This window comes from Pseudomonas umsongensis, assembly GCF_002236105.1.
Taxonomy (GTDB): domain Bacteria; phylum Pseudomonadota; class Gammaproteobacteria; order Pseudomonadales; family Pseudomonadaceae; genus Aquipseudomonas; species Aquipseudomonas umsongensis.
Genome location: NZ_NIWU01000001.1, coordinates 918,721 through 936,764 on the forward strand (window position 1 = coordinate 918,721; position 18,044 = coordinate 936,764).

General features: G+C 62.5%; 14 protein-coding genes. 7 read left to right on the top strand and 7 right to left on the bottom strand.

What is annotated here, in order from left to right:
* Positions 1–99: 99 nt before the first annotated feature.
* Both PSUM_RS04085 and PSUM_RS04090 read right to left on the bottom strand, forming a co-directional pair.
* The gene (locus PSUM_RS04085; protein ID WP_083349039.1) at positions 100–1,470 is read right to left on the bottom strand and encodes a DUF1329 domain-containing protein; all 1,371 of its coding nucleotides are present in this window, start codon (positions 1,468–1,470) and stop codon (positions 100–102) included.
* A 25-nt stretch (positions 1,471–1,495) separates the two neighbouring features.
* Positions 1,496–3,364 (bottom strand): DUF1302 domain-containing protein, encoded by a 1,869-nt coding sequence (locus PSUM_RS04090; RefSeq protein ID WP_169840434.1) that lies wholly within the window; start codon positions 3,362–3,364, stop codon positions 1,496–1,498.
* A gap of 322 nt (positions 3,365–3,686) precedes the next feature.
* Between PSUM_RS04090 and PSUM_RS04095 the strand changes: the two genes are divergently transcribed.
* The 4 genes from PSUM_RS04095 to PSUM_RS04110 are packed head-to-tail and all read left to right on the top strand — an operon-like array spanning position 3,687 to position 6,656.
* Positions 3,687–4,874 carry a lipid-transfer protein gene (locus PSUM_RS04095; protein WP_083349041.1) on the top strand — a complete coding sequence of 396 codons (1,188 nt, stop codon included), beginning with the start codon at positions 3,687–3,689 and terminating at the stop codon, positions 4,872–4,874.
* 56 nt (positions 4,875–4,930) lie between these two features.
* Positions 4,931–5,371 (top strand): MaoC family dehydratase N-terminal domain-containing protein, encoded by a 441-nt coding sequence (locus tag PSUM_RS04100; RefSeq protein ID WP_083349042.1) that lies wholly within the window; start codon positions 4,931–4,933, stop codon positions 5,369–5,371.
* A 10-nt stretch (positions 5,372–5,381) separates the two neighbouring features.
* Positions 5,382–5,801, top strand: coding sequence for a MaoC/PaaZ C-terminal domain-containing protein (locus PSUM_RS04105; RefSeq protein ID WP_020798317.1), 420 nt, complete (start codon positions 5,382–5,384; stop codon positions 5,799–5,801).
* Positions 5,802–5,828: 27 nt separating this feature from the next.
* Positions 5,829–6,656: an SDR family NAD(P)-dependent oxidoreductase gene (locus tag PSUM_RS04110; protein WP_020798318.1), complete on the top strand. Its 828-nt coding sequence runs from the start codon at positions 5,829–5,831 to the stop codon at positions 6,654–6,656.
* 280 nt (positions 6,657–6,936) lie between these two features.
* Here the strand turns inward: PSUM_RS04110 and PSUM_RS04115 are convergent, their stop codons facing one another.
* Complete coding sequence (locus tag PSUM_RS04115) at positions 6,937–8,445, bottom strand: wax ester/triacylglycerol synthase family O-acyltransferase (protein ID WP_083349043.1); 1,509 nt, start codon at positions 8,443–8,445, stop codon at positions 6,937–6,939.
* A 243-nt stretch (positions 8,446–8,688) separates the two neighbouring features.
* On the opposite strand from PSUM_RS04115, the gene PSUM_RS04120 reads away from it, so the two are divergent.
* Entirely contained in the window at positions 8,689–9,873 is a 1,185-nt protein-coding gene (locus PSUM_RS04120) for an alpha/beta hydrolase family protein (protein ID WP_020798320.1), read from the top strand.
* Between the two features lie 174 nt (positions 9,874–10,047).
* Here PSUM_RS04120 and PSUM_RS04125 read toward each other — a convergent pair whose 3' ends face one another.
* Together PSUM_RS04125 and PSUM_RS04130 are read right to left on the bottom strand one after the other, a co-directional pair.
* Positions 10,048–11,376 carry an MFS transporter gene (locus PSUM_RS04125; protein WP_083349044.1) on the bottom strand — a complete coding sequence of 443 codons (1,329 nt, stop codon included), beginning with the start codon at positions 11,374–11,376 and terminating at the stop codon, positions 10,048–10,050.
* Positions 11,377–11,422: 46 nt separating this feature from the next.
* On the bottom strand, positions 11,423–12,982 hold the full coding sequence (locus tag PSUM_RS04130) for an acetolactate synthase large subunit (protein WP_020798322.1): 1,560 nt from the start codon (positions 12,980–12,982) through the stop codon (positions 11,423–11,425).
* A gap of 292 nt (positions 12,983–13,274) precedes the next feature.
* Between PSUM_RS04130 and PSUM_RS04135 the strand changes: the two genes are divergently transcribed.
* Together PSUM_RS04135 and PSUM_RS04140 are read left to right on the top strand one after the other, a co-directional pair.
* Entirely contained in the window at positions 13,275–14,426 is a 1,152-nt protein-coding gene (locus PSUM_RS04135; RefSeq protein WP_083349045.1) for an iron-containing alcohol dehydrogenase, read from the top strand.
* A complete protein-coding gene (locus tag PSUM_RS04140; RefSeq protein ID WP_083349046.1) occupies positions 14,423–14,860 on the top strand; it encodes an acyl-CoA thioesterase in 438 nt (145 codons plus the stop codon). Before PSUM_RS04135 ends, PSUM_RS04140 begins: the two co-directional genes overlap by 4 nt.
* A 108-nt stretch (positions 14,861–14,968) precedes the next feature.
* Here PSUM_RS04140 and PSUM_RS04145 read toward each other — a convergent pair whose 3' ends face one another.
* Positions 14,969–16,756: an IlvD/Edd family dehydratase gene (locus tag PSUM_RS04145; RefSeq protein ID WP_020798325.1), complete on the bottom strand. Its 1,788-nt coding sequence runs from the start codon at positions 16,754–16,756 to the stop codon at positions 14,969–14,971.
* A gap of 48 nt (positions 16,757–16,804) precedes the next feature.
* Complete coding sequence (locus PSUM_RS04150) at positions 16,805–17,986, bottom strand: fumarylacetoacetate hydrolase family protein (protein WP_020798326.1); 1,182 nt, start codon at positions 17,984–17,986, stop codon at positions 16,805–16,807.
* Positions 17,987–18,044: the final 58 nt, after the last annotated feature.

An 18,044-nucleotide genomic window follows, 5' to 3' on the forward strand; every position in this document is an offset into this window, starting at 1 on the left:
CTGGCGGCGTTCCCGGGCAGAGCGTGGGAACGATCATGTACGCCGGCAAACGCAAAACGCCCCGCAAGCGGGGCGTCTGTTCAACCAGTGTTGCTTGTGTCAGCGAATACCTGCGTTACGCAACGCCGCCGGCGTGAAGTCTGCCAGTTTGGTGCGGGCGCCGTACTGAGGCGCCGATTTCGCTTCGTTGCTCATGGTAGCGACGATGTAGCGACCGGCCAGAAGGTCGTAGAACCCCTGGGCGGCAGGTGCATTCAAGCTTTTTTCATAGTTGTTGTAGGTGTAGTTTTCACCGACGCGCCACAGTTGGCCGCGGCCGTCGTAATGGTCCACCTCGGAGAGTACCCAGGTGTCTTCATCGAAATACATGTCGCGCTTGGCGTAGATATGCCGTTCGCCCGCCTTCAGTGTCGCCTGCACGTGCCACACGCGATGCAGCTCGTAGCGGGTCAAGTCCTGGTTGATATGGCCAGGCTTGATGATGTCCGCGTACTTCAGGTTTGGCGACTGCAGCTTGTAGTTGTTGTAGGGAATGTACATCTCCTTCTTGCCGATCAGCTTCCAGTCATAGCGATCGGGCGAGCCGTTCATCATGTCGGCGTTGTCGGAAGTGCGCATGCCATCCGAGGCCAGTCCAGGAGCATCGTAGGCCAGCTGTGGCGCGCGGCGAACACGGCGCTGACCGGCGTTGTAGGTCCAGGCCTTGCGCGGCTCGGTGACCTGGTCGATGGTTTCATGGGCCATGGACACCGTGCCGGCCAGGCGCGCCGGCGCGTCGACGGCGAAAATGTAGTAATAGAGGATGTTCTTCTCGGCTTGCAGGTCCACGCCCTCCATGTATTGCGGGAAGCTGTTCTGGTCGTGCGTCTCGACGATGGTGTAGTCACCATTGACCTGCGGCACCGCCTGGACCGACCAGCGCTCGACGTTCTCGCCGCGAAAGCGCGTTACAAAGTTCCAGTAGACCTCGACGCCACTCTTGGGGATCGGGAAGGCGTAGTAACGCGAATCGGCGAAATTAGCCAAGCCAGTACCGTCGTTGACCAACTGCACATTGACCGCACTTTTCTTCGCGGCCGCGTAGATGCCCACAGGCGCCGCAGCGGTACGGTGACTGGGATAGACCGGAATTTTGTAAGTGTCCGGATAGCGCTGGAACATGGCGAGCTGGCCGGGTGTCAGCTTGTCCTTGTATTGCTGGGCGTTGGCCGCAGTGATGGTGAACAGCGGCTTCTCGTTCTTGAAGGGGTCGCCCAGGAAACCCTTGGCGTCCACCGGCGCGGCGCCGGGCTTGAGGCCGCCATCCCACGCGGGAATGCTCTTGTCGGCGTTGCCTTCCTTTTGCGCGCCCAGTGGCGTCAACGAAGTGCCAAGCTGTGCCGCTTCCTGTTCGCTGACGGCGGCCATGACGCCGCTGGCCAGCAGGGAGAGCGCCAGGCCTGCGCAGGTGATGATCTTGCTTGCTTTCATGGATGTACCCTCTGTCTGTTGCGGCTCAGAAGTTGACGCCGAAGCTGAGCGAGACGAAGTCCCGGTCTGTGGTGGTGTTGAATTGGCCGCCGAAGAAGTCCGTGTAGCTCAGGCTTGCGGTGTAGGTGGAGAGGTAGTCGGCATCCACGCCGACGCTGACGGCCTTCGCGCCTTCCTCGAAGTTCGGGCCCCAGCCGTCCACGTCATGGGACCAGGCCAGGTTCGGCGAGAGGTTGATGCCGGCGATGACGTTGGTGTAGTCCAGCTTCGCTCGCGCTCGATAACCCCAGGAATCGGTGGTGTAGAAGCCGTGGCTGTTGCACTCCTTCTGCGGGTTGGTCGCGGTGGCGCAGACGCTGGCATTCTGGGTGCCGGGGAATTCACCGGCGCCAAACACCGGGCTACGGCCAAAACGGATATCGGTGCCATCCGCCGAGCCAAGGCCATTGATGCGGTTGTAGCCGACTTCGCCGACCAGGGTCAGGCGGCTGGCACCCAGGATCTGATCGAAGAACTGCGTGGCCGTCACCTGCGCCTGCATCACCGGCATCCGTTTGTAGCCAGGCAGGTCACCGCCCAGCGCCTGCGCGGTTTCGCCGGAGGTAAAGACCGGAGAGGTCTGGGTAGTGAAATTGGTATCGGTGGATTGGATCGCTGCCAGGTTCAGGTCGGCGGTGTTGATTTGCAGCGGCATGTTCGGGCGGTAGCTCAGCTCGCCACCGACGGAGGTTTCGCCCAGGGTGGTCTGGAAACTCAGCCCATAAAGGCGGATGTCTTCCGGATAATCGACGAAGTAGCGCGCGGCACGTACCCGGTCGAACTGGTTCTGCGCCACGCCCAGTGCCCGTGCAGCGGGTGGCAGGGCGCCCACCTGGGCAGCCGTGATCGGCGCGACGGTGGTTTGCTTGAAGCTAAGGTAAGGGTTGCGGCTGTGGTAGTTCATGGCATAGAAGCCGAACTCGGTGTCGTGCAGGTCCGGGGCGAACCAGCGCAAGGCGATGCCGTATTGGCCACTGTCCCGCGGATCGTTGTCCTTGACGCGGGGCATGTAGACGTCGTCCACCACGCGGCCGCTGAGAATCTGCGCCGCGGTCGCGGTGTTGTTGGCTACGCCTGGGGCGAGGTCGGGGCCGGCGAACACCAGGCGATCGTTGCAGCCCTGGGGCAGGGGATCGGAACCGAAGAAGGTGCCGCAGTTATCGACCACCGAATTGGCCCATTGGATCTGGTAGAAGCCCTCGACGGTAAGGTTCTCCGCCAGGCCCTGGGACAAATAGAGCATGTTGACCGGGATCAGGCCTTCCTTCACTTCCGCGCCAGGGCGGCGCAAGGCGGCGACGTCGACCGGGTTGATGCTGTTGATCGAGTTGCCGATGAAGGTGCTCTCGCCCCAGCTCACCACCTGTTTACCCAGGCGCACGTTGCCCGGCAGGTCGCCCAGGTTGTAGTTGTGATAGATGAAGGCGTCGAGGAACTCCGCCCCCGAAGACTTGGCCAGGTCATCGCGGCCGCTGTCGTCGATGTCGTAGAACAGGCGGTGCTCGTCCTTCAGTTCGAAGTCATACCAATACTTGCCGCGCACGAAGACGCCGCTGTCGCCGTACTTCAGTTCAAGGTCATGCACGCCCTTGAAGATCTTCGAGAAGGTTTCTCCCTTCTTGAAGTTCTGCCGGTTGTCATCCGCTGTGCGAGTGGCCGATTCACCCCGAAGGCCAAGGGTGTTGGCGGCGTTGATGAATTTGGGGTCAGGCCCACGTACGGCCCAACTGGAACCGATGGATAGGGATGAATCGAACTGACCTTCGATTTCGCCGATCTGGAAGTCGACAGCGTTGGCACCGGCGCACGACCCAAGGCCCACGGCCAAGGCCAGCAGGTGAGGGCGCAACTCGATGGGAAAAGTGGTGGTGGACCACTGGCGTCGGGAGCTCTTATGTCTTGCGAAAGTCACGTGTTGGTTACCCCTTTGATCTTGTTGTTCTTGTGTACCGCCACGCAACGCTAACGCCACTGCCTTTTGTGCCTCCCCCTCGAGTGGGGGGGGATCCCCCTCCACTGGTCGCGCCCCCCGATTGCTTTGCGCACGCCCCCATACCCCCTCCACCGGAGGGGGTATGGGGGCGTGCGGTGTACGTGACCATCGTTCGACGGTTTGCTGCGCTCGCTCCAGGCTGGGGCGTGCGGCACAGGCCTGATAACTGACCTTGGAGAAAGTGATGTCCCAGAAAGTAATTGTTGCCGGTGTCGGCATGATCCCCTTTGCCAAGCCCGGCCAGAGCGGTACCTACGTCGAGATGGGCGCGCAAGCCATTCGCCAGGCGCTGCAGGATGCCGGCCTGGATTACCGCAAGGTGCAGCAGGCCTACGCCGGTTATGTGTACGGCGACTCCACCAGCGGCCAGTCGGCGCTCTACGAGGTGGGCCTGACCGGTATTCCGGTAATCAACGTCAACAACAACTGCGGCAGCGGCTCTTCCGCGCTCTATCTGGCGCGCCAGGCGGTGGAAAGCGGTGCGGTGGATTGCGCACTGGCGTTTGGCTTTGAGCAGATGCAGCCCGGCGCCCTCAAATCCCATTGGCTTGATCGGCCGATCACGTATGGCAAGGGCCATGAAGTGGCTGACGCGATCTTCCCTGAAGGCCGTGAAATGCCGGACGCCCTGAAGTTCTTCGGCGGCGCGGGCAAAGAGCACATGGAGAAATACGGCACGAAGATGGAAACCTTCGCCGCCATTCGCGCCAAGGCCAGCCGCCATGGTGCGAACAACCCGTTGTCGGTATTCAAGAAGGTACTGACGACCGAAGAAGTCATGGCCGACCAGGTGATTTTCCCGGGCGTCATGACCCGTCTGATGGCGTGCCCGCCGACCTGTGGCGGTGCTGCAACCATTCTGGTTTCTGAGCGTTTCGCCAAGCAACACGGTTTGCGTACCGATGCCTGCATCCTGGCCCAGTCCCTGGTGACCGACCAGCCGCAAGCTTTCGAACCGCGTTCGCTGATCAGCATCGTCGGCGTTGGCATGACTCGTCAGGCGTCCACTGAAGTCTACGAAAAAGCGGGCGTCGGCCCGGAAGACATCCGCATCTGCGAACTGCACGACTGCTTCGCCCACAACGAGTTGTTGACCTATGAAGGCCTGGGTTTCTGCCCGGAAGGCGGTGCCGAAAAATTCGTCATGGACGGCGACAACACGTATGGCGGGCAAGTGGTGATCAATCCGTCCGGCGGTCTGCTGTCCAAAGGTCACCCGCTGGGCGCCACCGGCCTGGCCCAATGCTACGAGCTGACCCATCAGCTTCGCGGCACCGCCGACAAACGCCAGGTCGACAATATCCAGCACGCCTTGCAGCACAACCTGGGCTTGGGCGGCGCGGGCATCGTGACGCTTTTCGGCCGCGGCTGATGACACGGCGTGCCTGTCGAGGGCGCGCCTTTTTCTCACAATGAGGACTGCGTGACATGCCAGACAAGAGTCTGATCGGCCGCTCATTGGGCGTGACCACTTGCGAAGTTGAAAAGGGGCGCCTGCGCTTTTTCGCCAAGGCCATCGGCGAAACCGACCCGGTGTACACCGACGAAGATGCCGCCCGAAACGCCGGGCACCGCTCATTGCCGGTACCGCCCAGTTTCCTGATGTGCCTGGAAGCCGAAGGGCGCGACAGCGACCATATCGTCCAGGACATATTCGGCTTCGACCTGGGGCGCATCCTGCATGCCGAACAGGGGTTCGACTATCACGGCCTGGCCTATGCCGGCGACGTGCTCACCTTCGACACCCGGGTGGTGGATGTCTACGAGAAGAAAGGCGGGGCGCTGACCTTCGTGGTGCAACAAACCCGTGTCACCAACCAGGAAGGTCAGCACATCGCTGATATCCGCTCTTCACTCGTGCAACGCTGAGGAACCCGTCATGAACTTGCCCCAGCTGCACGATGTGCAGATCGGCTTTGAGCTGCCGCCGCTGGTTTTACCTGCTATCAACCGTACTACCCTGGCGTTGTATGCGGGCGCCTCGGGTGATCACAACCAGGTGCACATCGACCTGGATTTCGCCCGCAAGGCCCGTCAGCCCGATGTCTTTGCCCACGGCATGCTCTCGGTGGCCTACCTCGGCCGCCTGCTCACCGCCTGGATACCGCAGCAGCAGATCCGCAGCCTGGCAGTGCGCTTCACCGGCATTACCCAACTGGGTCACATCCCCACGTGCCACGGCAAGGTCATTGAGCTGTTCGAGGTCGATGGCGAACGACGTGCGCGCCTGGCGATTCGCTGTGTCAATCAGTACGGCGACGAAAAACTGCTCGGCGAAGCGACCGTGGCACTCACCTGAAATCCAACAAAAACAAGGTATATCCCCATGAAAAAGCTCGAAGGCAAAGTCGCCCTGGTCACCGGTTCCGGTCGTGGCATCGGGCGCAGTGTCGCCCTTAAACTGGCCAGCGACGGCGCGCGCGTCGTGGTCAACGACCTGGACGCCGGCCCCGCTGAAGAAGTGGTTGCGCAAATCCGTGCCCTGGGTGGTGAAGCCGTTGCGTGTGTCGGCAGCGTCACTGCGGCCGACTTTGCCGACCGCTTCGTCAAGACCGCGGTCGACAACTATGGCGCCATTGACATCATCGTCAACAACGCCGGCTACACCTGGGACAACGTGATCCAGAAGATGAGCGATGAGCAGTGGTACGCGATCATCGACTGTCACATCACTGCGCCGTTTCGCATCCTGCGCGCTGCCCAGCCGATCATCAGCGCCATGGCCAAGAAAGAGGCGGCCGAAGGTCGAGTGGTCAATCGCAAGGTGGTCAATATCGCGTCGACGTCCGCTGGCGGTAACCCAGGCCAGGTCAACTACTCCACGGCCAAGGCTGGCGTGCTGGGCATGACCAAATGCCTGGCCAAGGAATGGGGGCGCATGAAGGTCAACGTCAATGCGGTGGCCTTTGGTCATATCGAAACCCGCCAGACCCAGCCGGTGGAGGGTGACCCGCACTTCATCAACATCGAAGGTCGCGAGATCAAGGTGGGCATCAGCCCCGCCATTGTCGAACAGTCCAAAAGCATGATTCCACTGGGTCGCCCAGGCAACACCGAGGAGGCTGCTGGCGCGGTGTACCTGTTCTGCATCCCGGAATCGGATTACGTCAGCGGCCAGGTACTGGTCTGCGGCGGTGGTCTGGGTAACGTCTGAGTACAGGGCGGGGCGTTTCGGCGCTCCGCCTTGCCTGCGTTCCCGATGGTGTACATATCCGGTTCGGCGGCTGGCGTTTCCGCTTTTACAGCTACTCACTTGGTAGAACCTGTAGGAGCGAGCATGCTCGCGATGAGCCTGAGAGCACCGAGGGGTATCAGGTGCCCAGTGTTATCGTTGACGACCCTCGCGAGCATGCTCGCTCCTACAGGGCCTCGCGCGCCGGTTTGATCGTTCCCACGCTCGGCGTGGGAACGATCATGAGGCATCAGGCCTGCAGTCAGATCGCCTGCTTGTCTTCAACCTTCGGTGCGAGCGGTTTTCGGCCAACGCGTCGACCTTTCGCTACCTTCGGTGCCTGTTGTGCCAAGCCCTTCATCTCCTCGTACGAATCCATAAGACACTGCGCGAGAAAGTCCGGGTCGGGAACGACGTTCGGTGAGCTGGTCAGTGAAATGAACATCTTCCCGCAGTAGCTGGAGGGGTTCCAGATCAACGACAGTCCATCGACCAGCGGGCCGACACCGCACCAATACACCAGCTTGGCGCCGAGCATGTAGAGCGGCACATTGGGGCCGGGGACGTTGGTCACCATGCAATTGTGCAGGATCACCGGGCCCTTGCCGCCCATGCCCATCAACGTCGCCAGGCGACCGGCCAGGCCCAGGGTGGCGGGGGGCGCGAATTTCTGCAGGTTGGTCAGGTCGCTTGCACCAACTGCATTCTGGATCGCCTTGGATTGCGAGGTGGCAACCTGCAACGCCTCCAGGCGGGCGACCGGGTCTTCGATGTCTGTGCGCAGGGGGAAGGTCAGCATTGACACAGTGTTGCCGGCGGCGACGCTTTCATTGCCCTGGCGGGTGTTGACTGGTGCCAGGGTCACCAACGATTTCTCTGGCAGTTCATCCTTCGCGATCAGGTAGCGACGCATCGCGCCGCCGACCAAGGCCAGTACCGCATCGTTGACCGTGGCCCCGGGCACCAGGCTCTTGATCTGTTTCACTACGCCCAGATCGAGCGTGACCGAATCCCAGACCCGGCTGGACGTCACGTTACTGTTGAAGCGGGTGCGCGGCGCGCCGCCTTCGGAGCCCAATACCGAATAGGCCATTTTGCGCAGGCTGGCCATGGTGAGCTTGGGCAGCACGCGCGCCAACGGCAGGGCCATGCGCGCGCAGGACATGGCGTTGTCGGTCAGCATGCGGCTGAGCGTGTCCAGCGGTCCCCGGCCCGTCGGCAAGCTCTCCGCTGCGCTCGCCTTGTCCACCACTACAACGGGCTTGCCCTGCGCGCCGGCCACATCGTGCAGGGCCCAGGTCAGTTCCGCTGCGGCGGCGCCATCCATCGCAGCGTGGTGGGTCTTGGTGAGAATGGCGAAGCTGCCCTTGGGGATGCCCTCGATGTTGTCGAGGCCTTCGATCACGTACATCTCCCAGGGTGCCCGGGAAAGATCCACGGAGCGGGCATGGATACGCGACACCATGATGCAGAACTGGTGCCAGTCGCCTGGTTTGGGCAGCGCGAAATGGCGAACGTGGAAGTCGATGTCGAACAGATCGTCTTCCACCCAATAGGGATAACCGAGACCGAAGGGCACTTGGACGATCTTGCGCTTGAACACCGGCGAGACGTCCAGGCGCTCGGCGATATGCTGGACGATCTGCCGAAAGCCGAGGCGTTGCCCCTCTACCGTGGATTGATCGTAGATGTAGATCATGGTGCAGTGCGACGCGGCATGCGGACGATCGACTTTCAGGAACAGGGCGTCTAGCCCGCTCAGTTTGCTCATCGTTGAGGCTCTCACTAGGTAGTAGATGTGGAATGCCCGAGAGCTGTCGATCGAGCTCGTCCGGGCCCCGTCAATGCGACGAAGGTCGACGGCTGTCAGATTCGTCGATCTGCGGTTGCCCGGTCCCCCTGCAAAAGGGGGGGAGTACCTGGCTGGCGCGGTCTTTATCCTGCACGCTGTCGCAGGGGCCTGTGCGCGTCGTCGGGACGCGCGAGCTGACCCTCGGCCGCAGAGGAGTTTTGTGTGTTGATTGAAGAACGCTGCGCGAGTGTGCAACAGTCAGGCGATTCACTCAGTCCCTGGTGGGAGCGTTTGCCCGAAGACTTCTGGCGGCAGGCCGATGGCACTGAACTGGATCCCCGACACCCCTTGAAGATCCATGGCACTGCCGCTATCGAACGAGTGATGCGCACCGCCTTGTCGACTACGGTCGCGGCAAGCGCCCTGGCGACGCTATCCAGGCCTGGCCGTTTGCAGCGTGAATTCGAGGCACTGAGTTTCTACGAACCGCTGGCGCGCGCCGCCGACGCCTCGCGGGTATTTCTGCCGCCGCCAAAGGACATCGTGATCGCGCAGCGCGAGTTGCCCGGCAAGGACATCCGCCGCCTGCAGTTGCGTTTCGCAAGCCCGTTCAAACCACTCAACCCGTACGCCCGCCCGCAGTTCGAGTCCATGCAGCGCAACGCCTACGCACATGCGCAGCACTGGTGCCATGGCGATCGGCCGCGACCGACGCTGATCGTCATCCATGGTTTCGCCGCTGACCCGCACTGGATCAATGCCCACGTCCTGTCGCTGGCCGGTTTTTACCGACGCGGCTACGACGTCCTGTTATTCACGTTTCCGCACCACGGCCCGCGCGCCGAACGCGGTAACTGGTTCAGCGGCCAGGGACTGTTCGGCAGTGGGCTGGCGGCGTTTAACGAGGCGCCGCTGCATGCGATCCACGACCTGAGGGTGTTCATCAGTTATCTGCAGGGGCGTGGCGTCGAGCAGATCGGTGTGACGGGCATTTCCCTGGGAGGTTACACCGCGGCGCTGCTGGCGGCCGTTGACGAGCGCCTGGCCTGGTGCGTGCCGATTGTGCCCGCGGTCAGCCCGATCGATGCGTTCCTTGAGTGGCAACCCACGGGGCTACTGCTTTCCCGGCTGATGCGCAGCCAGGGCATTGGCGTGGCGCAAATGCGCGGGTTATTGGCCGTGCACAACCCGCTGACCTACGCCCCGTGCCTGGACGGCGAGCGCATGCTGGTCATCGGCGGCGCGGGAGACCGGGTCACCTTGCCACGACATGTGCGCCTGCTGCACCAGCACTGGCCGGGCAGCGAGATGCACTGGTTTGCGGGCAACCACATCCTGCATCTGGGCCGGGGTGAGTACCTGGCACGCATGGGTCAATTGATGGATCGTTACGCTGGCACCTTGTAGGCGCGAGCCTGCTCGCTCCTACAAGATGCCGCGTTTCCCAAGTTCCTCGGCATAACCCGATACCCCTGTAGGAGCGAGCCTGCTCGCGATGGACGTTAACGAAAACACGGATTCCTGGATGAACTCGGCGTCTTCACACTCATCGCGAGCAGGCTCGCTCCTAAAGGTTATGGTTTATGCCTTGGAATCCCGTCGATCCTTCAGGGCGTGAGCCGGTATCCAGATCAGCAACACCAGCGCTCCTAGCACCATCACGAGCGCCATCACATCGAACGCCAGGTACAGGCTGCCAGTGGCGGATTTAATCGAGCCGACAGCGGCCTGGCTGAGCACGCCGGCAAGGTTGCCCAGGCTGCTGATGACTGCAATGCCACCTGCCGCACCGGCCTTGTTCAGCAAAGCCGGCGGGATCGTCCAGAACAGCGGTATTGCCGACAGCGCAGCAGCGGAGCCCAAGCTCATGAGAAAGATCGACAGCACCACATTGCCCTGCGCCAGGCCGAGCAGGGCAAAACTGCCCGCACCCACGATCATGGTCAGGCCCAGATGCCAGCGGCGTTCCATATGCCGGTCGGAACTGCGCCCCAGCAAATACATGGCGCACACCGCGACGATAAAGGGCAGGGCGGCCAGCATGCCGATCAGCTTCAGGTCTTCCAGGCCGAAGCCGCGGATCAGCGTCGGGATCCAGTAGGTCACGGTGTTTGAACCGCTGTAGATGCAAAAGTAGACGAGTCCGGCGATGTACATTCGAGGCTCGCGCAGCACGCCGCCGAAGTGACTGCCAACCGCGCCCGGCTCACTGCAAATGTCCTGGGCGATCTGGCGCTTTTCTTCAGCGGTCAGCCAATTGGACTGCTCGGGACGGTCAGTCAGCCAGAACCAGCCGAAGATGCCCAGTAGAATGGTGGGCGCGCCGGTCAGGATGAACAGCATTTGCCAGTCCTTGAACCCCAGCCAGCCATCCAGGTGGGTCATGATCACGCCAGACAGCGGTCCGCAAATGATCCCGGCCATCATGCCCGCCATCAACAATCCGGCCGTTACCCGCCCACGCAAGGACGCTGGCAACCAGTACGTCATGTACAGGATTATTCCCGGAAAGAACCCGGCCTCAGCCATGCCCAGCAGGAACCGTGCGGCGATCAATTGGTTGGCCGTGGTGACGAAGGCCGTCGCCACGGTGACCATGCCCCACAGCAACATGATGCGCGTGATGGTGCGGCGAGCGCCGACCCGTTGCATATACAGGTTGCTGGGGACCTCGAAGAGGATATAGCCGAGGTAGAAAATCCCCGCGCCGATACCGTAGGCAGCGTCGCTGAGCAGAATGTCCTCGGCCATGCGCAGCTTGGCAAACGACAGGTTTATACGGTCGATGGCATTGACGATGAACGCCAGCATCAGGAAGGGCATCAACCGCCACAGCACCTTGGCGTAGACGCGCCTCGTGCCAGGGTCTGCGCTAGCGATGTCTGGATACTGCGAGAGGGTGTCATTCATGTGTCGCTCCGACGCGGATAGTGGTGATTGGGAGACTTGAGGTTGTTCACACGACGAGCTCGATCAGGAACGGCCCCGGTCGGCGATTGGCCATGGCGAACAGTTCGTTGAAACGCTCCATGGTGTCGGCCCTTGCCGCTTCCACACCCATGCCCGTGGCGATCTGCACCCAGTCCAGGTCCGGGTTGCCGAGATCGAGCATGTTCATGGCGGTCGCACCGGCCGTGGCACCGACGTTGGCTAGTTCGAGTTGGAGGATGGCGTACTTGCGGTTGGCGAGGATCACTACGGTGACGTCGAGCCGCTCGCGGGCCATGGTCCACAGTGCCTGCGGCGTATACATGGCGGAACCGTCGGCCTGCAGGGCGACTACCCGTCGCTCGGGAGCGGCGACCGCGGCGCCGAGGGCCATAGGCAGGCCGTGACCGATGGCGCCACCGGTGTTCTGCAGCCAGTCATGGGGTGCGGCATGCCGGGTTCCTGGATAGAACGCATGGCCAAAGGTCGCGGCCTCATCGACCACGATCGCATGTTCCGGCAGCAGGACACTGAGTGACTGGGCGACCGCTGCGGAACTCAGCGGGCCGCTGCCGAGTTGGGTTTCGGCAGCGGTCTGGGGGCAGGTCAGCGGCGGCGCTGCCAGCTCCTCGGCCAAGCGGCGCAGAGCATCGGCCAGGTCCTCTTCCGGGCGCGCCAGCACGTGGACCGTGGCATCGTCTGCATAGGGCCGCGAGGATTTGCCCGGGTAGGCGAAAAAATTCGCGGGTGCCGGGGCGCCGACCAGGATGACATTGGCGATGCCGTCGAGCCGGGCGCGGGCGGCGTCTGCGAAGTAGGGTATCCGCTCGATCTCGAAGCGCCCGCGCCCGCGGGGTATGCGCGCGTTTTGCACCGGACAGAAGAGTTGCGCACCTGTCGCCGCCGCGATGCGCTGGGCATCGGCCATGGCATCCTCTGCCAGGGCACGACCGGCCACCAGCAACAGGCTGGGCCGGCCACTGCGCAAGGTGCGGGCGATATTCAGCAGCACATCGGGGGAAACGCGTGGCGCGGGTATCGACGGCATGGGTGCTGCGACCTGGCCGCCTGCATCCCAGCTGACATCAGAGGGCAGGATCAGGCTGGCGATGCCGCCCGGTGCGGTACAGGCAGCCTGGATCGCCGCCGCAGCGGCGGTTCCGACCGCGCCAACCTCTGTAGCGGTGCGCGTCCAGACCGAGACGGGACGTGCCCAACCTTCGACGTCGGCGGTCAGTGGCGTGTCGTACTGGCGGTGATGGGTGGCGTGGTCGCCAATGATGTTGATGACCGGCGAGTTCGCTCGTCGCGCGTTGTGCAGATTGGCCAGGCCGTTTGCCAGGCCGGGGCCGCAGTGCAGCAACGTGGCCGCAGGCTTGCCGGCAATGCGCGCATAGCCATCCGCCGCGCCGGTAACGACGCCTTCGAACAGGCCCAGCACGCAGCGCATGCCGGGGACGCGGTCGAGCGCGGCAACAAAATGCATTTCGCTGGTCCCGGGATTGGCGAAGCACGTGTCCACTCCACCTTCCAGCAGCGTGCGTACCAGGCTTTCGGCACCATTGATTGGCGCACAACGGTTGCTCATGTGTATTCCTCTTGGACTTGTTGTTGTAGGCGAGGTCGTTCGTAGGGCGAGTATAGGGATCGGGCGAGTGCGTTCGTTCCGGATTCGGGTGGTCGTTGTCGTGCTGCCAACCCTATGAAAAAAATAGGTTTATTCGTTTTTTGGGAAATAGGCTCAGCGACGCCTCCGGATAACGTGGCCCCCACTCTGAAGGAGGGGGGAGAGGGATTGAGACGAACCTCTACGGTATCGGTCTGGAGCCTCACGCCAGACGAGCGGAGGTCGTCAAAACCAAAACTGGAGAACCCTTGCGATGCTATCGATGGCATTCAATACCACCCGCTCGATCATCATCGAGCGCGGTGCCGCTACCCGTCTTGCCACGCAGGTGCTGGACCTGGGGGCCAGCTCTGTGCTGCTGGTGACCGACGCGGGCGTCATGGCAGCCGGGTTGCTCGAACCGGTGCTGAGTGGTTTTGCTGCAGCGGGCGTGCCGGTGCAGGTATTTGCCGAGGTACTGGCCGACCCGCCAGAGGCAGTGATTCTCGCTGCGGTTGAAGCGGGCAGGGCTTGCGGCGCCGATTGCGTGGTCGGATTTGGTGGCGGCAGTTCGCTGGATGCCGCCAAGCTGGCTGCGTTGCTGTTGCGCGGCGGCGAGGAGCTGGCGCAGATCTATGGCATCAACCAGAGCAAGGGCGCACGCCTGCCGCTGATCCTGGTGCCCACCACCGCCGGTACTGGCTCTGAGGTTACCGCTGTCTCGGTGGTCACCACCGGTGCCGGTAAAAAGAATGTGGTGATCTCGCCATCCCTGTTGCCAGACCTGGCGGTGCTGGATGCCGAACTGACGTTGGGGTTGCCAGCGCATATCACTGCCGCGACCGGTATTGATGCCATGGTCCATGCGGTGGAGGCCTACACCAGTCGCCACCTGAAAAACCCGCTCTCCGATTGCCTCGCCAAAGATGCCTTGCGCCTGCTCTGCGGTAGCCTGCATCAAGCCTGTCACGAGGGTGCCGACCTGGTCGCTCGGGAGAACATGTTGCTGGGTGCATGCCTGGCCGGCATGGCCTTTGCCAACTCACCGGTGGCTGCGGTGCACGCACTGGCCTACCCGATTGGCGCGCGTTTCCATGTGCCGCACGGGGTGTCCAACGCGCTGGTGCTGGGTGCGGTGATGCGCTTCAACCTGGAGGCGGCAGCGCCACTCTACGCGCAGCTCGCCGAGATCGTGCTGCCAAACGAGACGGGCAGCGAACTGCAGAGAGCACGCGCCCTGGCCGATTATCTGGGCGGGCTGGCCGGTGAACTGCAATTGCCGACCCGTTTGCGCGACGTGGGCATCGGTGAGGCCGATATCCAGGCACTGGCCGAGGATGCGATGAAGCAAGCGCGCCTGCTCGGCAACAACCCGCGCACGGTAAGCCAGGCGGACGTCCTGGCCATCTACCGGGAGGTGCTATGAGCAGCAAGGCCTACCGTCCCCGACGCGAAGATTTCCGGTGCTTCTATACCCTCGGCACACGTTGGGGTGACCACGATTCCTACGGTCATGTGCAGAACATCGTCTACTACTCGTTCTTCGATTCGGCGATCAGTCATTTCCTGGTGGAGCAGGGTACCCTGGACATCGACAGCAGCCCGGTCATCGGCCTGATCGTCGAGTCGAGCTGCACTTTCCTTTCACCCATCACCTTTCCCGACGTGGTGACGGTGGGTTTGCGCATCAGCCACCTGGGCAACAGCAGTGCGCGTTACGAGCTGGGTATCTTCCGCAACGACGAATCCGAGGCGTCGGCGCTGGGCTATGTCGTCTATGTGTACGTCGATCGCGCGAGTAACGCCTCGGTCGCGATACCTGAGGGGGTACGGGAGGCGTTGCGCCGGCTTGTCGACTGATCACCAACGTGGTTGCGAATAGCCCATCAACACCACTGTGCATAGCGCACAGTGGTGTTGATGGGTTTGTATCCACGATCACAGGGACGGCAGCTGCCGCAACAGCCGTCAGTGCGAATGCCGTGGTTCGCCGCCGCTTCGGGCAATGACGCGCAAATGCAGGGTGGCCGGTTCCAGGCAGCCGCCCGTGGACAGCTGTCCGACCAGTTGCCGGTAAAGCTCTTGCCAAGGGGTTTGCGAAGCCTTGATGTTGGGCGTCCACTCGGCGCGGCGGCGGGCCATTTCGGCTTCGTCGACCAGCAGGTTCACCGATCTGGCGTTGAGGTCCACGCGCAGGCGGTCGTTGGTTTTCAGTAACGCCAGGCCACCGCCCACGGCCGCTTCCGGCGACATGTTGAGGATCGAAGGGCTGGCCGATGTGCCGCTCTGGCGACCGTCGCCAAGGCAGGGCAGGGAGTCGATACCTTGCTTGATCAGCGCTGCCGGGGGCGCCATATTCACCACTTCGGCACTGCCCGGGTAGCCCACGGTGCCCGCACCGCGAATGACCAGGATGCAGCGCTCATCGATGTCCAGCGCCGGGTCGTCGATCCGCGCGTGATAATCCTCCGGCCCTTCGAACACGATCGCCCGCGCTTCGAAGCTGTTTTCCGCGCCAGGCTCGGACAGGTAGGTCTTGCGAAAGGCTTCACCCACCACCGACATCTTCATGATCGCACTGTCGAAGAAGTTGCCGCTGAGCACGATGAAACCTGCGCGGTGCTTGAGTGGCGTTTCAAAGGGGTAGATCACATCGGCGTTACTGGTCAGCGTGCTGCTGACGATCTCGCCAATGCGCTTGCCGCTGACCGTGGCGCAGTCTTCGTGCAGGCGCCCGGCCTTTTTCAGTTCATGCATCACCGCCGGAACGCCGCCGGCGCGATGGAAACCTTCGCCAAGGTACTTGCCGGCCGGCATGCAATTGACCAGCAACGGTACGTCTTCGCCAATGCGTTGCCAGTCGTCGAGGCTCAGCTCGACGCCCATGTGCCGGGCGATGGCGATCAGGTGGGGAGGGCAGTTACTCGATGCCCCCAGTGCCGAGGCCACGGCGATGGCATTTTCGAAGGCCTCGCGGGTCATGATCTGCGAGGGCCGCACATCCTGCATCACCAGTTCGCAGATGCGCTTGCCGGTGGCGTAGGCCATTTGCCCGCGCTCGCGATACGGCGCCGGAATACTCGCGCAACCCGGTAGCGACATGCCCAGCGCTTCGGCCAGGGCGTTCATCGACAGGGCCGTGCCCATGGTGTTGCAGTGACCCACCGAAGGCGATGCCGCGGTAGTCATTTCCATGAAGCCTTCGTAATCGATTTCCCCGGCGGCCATCAGGTTGCGCGCATGCCAGAGCACGGTGCCGGAGCCGATCAATTCGCCTTTGTGGTGGCCGTCGAGCATCGGCCCGCCAGACAGGACAATGGAAGGAAGATCCGTGGTCGCGGCGGCCATCAGGCAGGCCGGGGTGGTCTTGTCGCAACCGGTGGTGAGCACGACACCATCGAGTGGATAGCCGTGGAGAATCTCCACCAGCCCCAGATAGGCCAGGTTACGATCCAGTGCGGCGGTCGGCCGGCGTGACTGTTCGGCGATCGGATGGACGGGGAACTCCATGGGGATCCCGCCCGCATCACGAATGCCGGCCTTGACCCGCTGCGCAAGTTCCAGATGATGACGGTTGCAAGGCGTCAGGTCGCTGCCCGTCTGGGCGATACCAATGATCGGACGTCCCGATTGCAGCTCTTCACGGGTCATGCCGTAGTTCATGTAGCGTTCGACATACAGGGCAGTCATGTCGGCGTGGGCAGGGTCATTGAACCATTGCTCGCTGCGCAGGCGACGTCCAGGCGTATCACTCATGATGCATTTCTCTCTTGTAATTGGATGAAGCGACACTCTTTTGCGGCATCAGCGTGCAAGCAGTCCACGGGAGGCCAGGTTACGCAGCAAGGCACTCACGCCAAAGGTCCATGGCGTTGCTTCGCAGCTGAGTGTCACCTCGTTGTGCAAACGACCAAGCAATGGGCTGCTGATACTGACCCGGTCTCCCACCTTGTGGGTGAAACCGCTGCCGACATGATCGCGATCTTCGGTCGGAGCGAACAGGGTACCGAGAAACAGCAGGAAACCATCGGGATATTGGTGATTGGCGTTGAGGGTCTGGTCGGCCAGGTCCTGTGGGTCACGGCTGATCTGGCTCATGGAACTCGATCCGTGCATGCGGTAGCCGTCCTCGCCTTGTACCTCAAGGTCGACCACGCAGGCGCGGACATCGTCCAGGCTGAAATGCTCATCGAACAGGCGGATGAAAGGCCCGATCGAGCAGGAGGCATTATTGTCCTTGGCCTTGCTCAGCAACAGCGCGCTACGGCCTTCGAAGTCGCGCAGATTGACGTCGTTGCCCAGGGTGGCACCGTGGATCTGCCCGCGGCTGTTGACCGCCAGCACCACTTCCGGTTCCGGGTTGTTCCACTGCGATCCGGGGTGAATGCCAATTCGGCTGCCACTGCCCACAGAGGCCAGCACCGGTGCCTTGGTGAAGATTTCCGCGTCCGGCCCGATACCCACTTCCAGATACTGTGACCACATGCCCTGTTCGATCAACAAGGCTTTCAAGTGCATGGCCTGTTCCGATCCCGGAACGATCGAGCGCAGGTTGTCGCCGATCACGCCGTGCACGGTGGCCCGCACAGCTTCGGCCTTGGCGGCATCGCCACCGGCCTGCTCCTCGATCACTCGCTCGATCATGCTGGCGGCGAAGGTCACGCCGGCCGCCTTGATCACTTGCAGATCCAGGGGCGCCAGCAAGTAAGGCCTGGACGGATCGGTGCCGGGGCCGGTGTTGGCCAGCAGGTCCTGGACACTGGCGATGAAAGTGCCGGGGGTCTGGCGTACTGCCGCGAGCGGGGCATCGGATTCAAGCAAGTCACTCAAGGTCGCGAAGCGCTCCGACAGGTCGAATACGCCGTCGGCGCGCAGGACGATCGGCGAAGGGCCGGCGATTCGCCCCGGCACCCAGGCACGGCCGATCAAGGTACCGGCCACGCCATCGACCGGCAGGGTGTTTTCGGGAGTAAGCATCAGCGACATGGCAATCTTCCTGGTTCGTAAAGGCTTCACGCTAGGGCGCACAGTCGATAAACTCCAA